Here is a 1,794-nt window from a genome sequence, read left to right on the forward strand (position 1 = left end):
GTCGACCACCGTGCGCACCGGCCTGCCGTTGACGAGGATTCGCGCCTCGAAATGGCCATTGCCGGCCTTGTCGAGCGTCACGGTGGCACGGCCACTATCGACGCCAAGCGCCAAGGGGCTTCCCGGAACAAGGCCGGCGGTGACGCGGCTGACAACATCTTGCAACTCGTAGCGGTACTGGTAGCCGGCGATCAGCGCCAGCACGATTGCCGCCCAGACGCCGAAGTTGCGCGCCATGTCACCGAGCGGCCGGCCAGAGCGAATAAGGCTGGCGCCGATTACCGCCACCAGGACTCCAACCCAGATCAGCCTGCTGAAATCGTTGTTCTCGATGCCGAAGGTGCGGCCGGCGGAATCATTCATCATCAGCAGGATCAAGCCGGCGCCGATCACCAGCATGACGACCCAGAACAGGCGATTCATGGCCAGCCCTTTCTCACAGCCAGCTCTTTCACAGCACGCCGCGCTCGCGCGCCATGCGGGCGCGCCGCGTCTCGCGGCGGGGCCGGCGTTCGACCGTCTCCAGCCGCGCCGGCAACTCGGCCATGACTGCACGCCGGACTTCCGGCGTCATCGCGATCCACCCGGCGATCTCATCGCGCGTGCGGCCGCAACCGAAACAGAAGCCGGTTTTCATGTCGATGGAACAGACGAGTATGCAGGGAGACTCGATGGCGGTCATGCTGTTCTCTTGCCTTCACTCCACATGGTGCAACCGCAACGCCAATGCAAGCCCTTCGCGATGCGCCGTCGACCGGCGCTTTCGCGGCATTGCCGGGCGGTTGTGCCAGGCAGTGAAGGCGGCTATGCCGCTGGCTGTTCCTGCAAAGAGACCGCATTCGACATGACCGCAAAGCCTTTCGATGATTTCCGCACTCTGCTGGCAACGCTGCCGCCGGCGCACGCCGCCGCCGAAACCCGCGTCCGCACTCTGTTTGCCAAGGCCGACAAGCCGAAAGCTTCGCTCGGCCGGATCGAAGATGTCGCGGCATGGCTCGCCGCCTGGAGCGGGCGTGCGCCGCCGGCCGTCAATCGTCCGCTTGTGGCGATCTTTGCCGGCAATCACGGTGCCGTTCGGCATGCCATCTCGCCGCGGCCGGTTTCGGCGACCGCCAATGCCGTCGAACTCTGCGCCGCCGGAGGTGCAGCGATCAATCAGATCTGCATCGCCAACGATCTCGGCCTGAAGGTCTTCGACCTGGCGCTGGATATTCCGACCGGGGACATCACCGAAGAAGCGGCCCTCGATGAGCGCGGCTGCGCCGCCACCATGGCCTTCGGCATGGAAGCGGTCGCGGGCGGCGCCGATCTTCTTTGCCTTGGCGATCTGGGCGTCGGCAATTCAACCATCGCGGCCGCGCTCAGCGCTGCCCTCTTCGGCGGCAAGGGGTCCGACTGGGTTGGACCTGGATCGGGGGCGGACACGGCGATGATGGCGCGCAAGGCCGAAGCGGTCGACCGGGCGCTTGCTTTCCACGGCGCCGGTCTCGACGATCCGCTCGAAACGTTGCGCCGCGTCGGCGGGCGCGAGTTCGCGGCAATCTGCGGCGCCATTCTCGCAGCCCGCATGCAGAAGATTCCTGTGCTGCTCGACGGGTTCGTGGCGACGGCTGCCGCCGCGGTTCTGCACAAAGCCTATCCTTCCGCGATCGACCACTGCCTGCTCGCCAGCCTGTCGCCGGAGCCGGGCCAAGCCAAAGTCGCCGAACGGCTTGGGCTCGAGCCACTGCTCGATCTTGCTGTCAGTCACGGCGAAGGAGTTGGGGCTGGACTTGCCGCCGGTCTCGTCAAGGC

General features: G+C 66.2%; 2 protein-coding genes and 1 pseudogene. 1 reads left to right on the forward strand and 2 read right to left on the reverse strand.

Annotated elements, in window-relative coordinates; translation table 11 throughout:
* Positions 1–423, reverse strand: a pseudogene (locus EOA32_RS36755) (TIGR02281 family clan AA aspartic protease); the annotation flags it as partial.
* A gap of 28 nt (positions 424–451) precedes the next feature.
* Positions 452–682, reverse strand: coding sequence for a DUF1289 domain-containing protein (locus EOA32_RS36760; protein ID WP_066992723.1), 231 nt, complete (start codon positions 680–682; stop codon positions 452–454).
* A gap of 162 nt (positions 683–844) precedes the next feature.
* Here EOA32_RS36760 and EOA32_RS36765 point away from each other — a divergent pair.
* Positions 845–1,794: nicotinate-nucleotide--dimethylbenzimidazole phosphoribosyltransferase (locus EOA32_RS36765; RefSeq protein WP_145971501.1), on the forward strand; the 950-nt coding region annotated here is incomplete at its 3' end.

The organism is Mesorhizobium sp. M1A.F.Ca.ET.072.01.1.1, from assembly GCF_004023325.1.
In the GTDB taxonomy this organism is placed as follows: Bacteria; Pseudomonadota; Alphaproteobacteria; order Rhizobiales; family Rhizobiaceae; genus Mesorhizobium.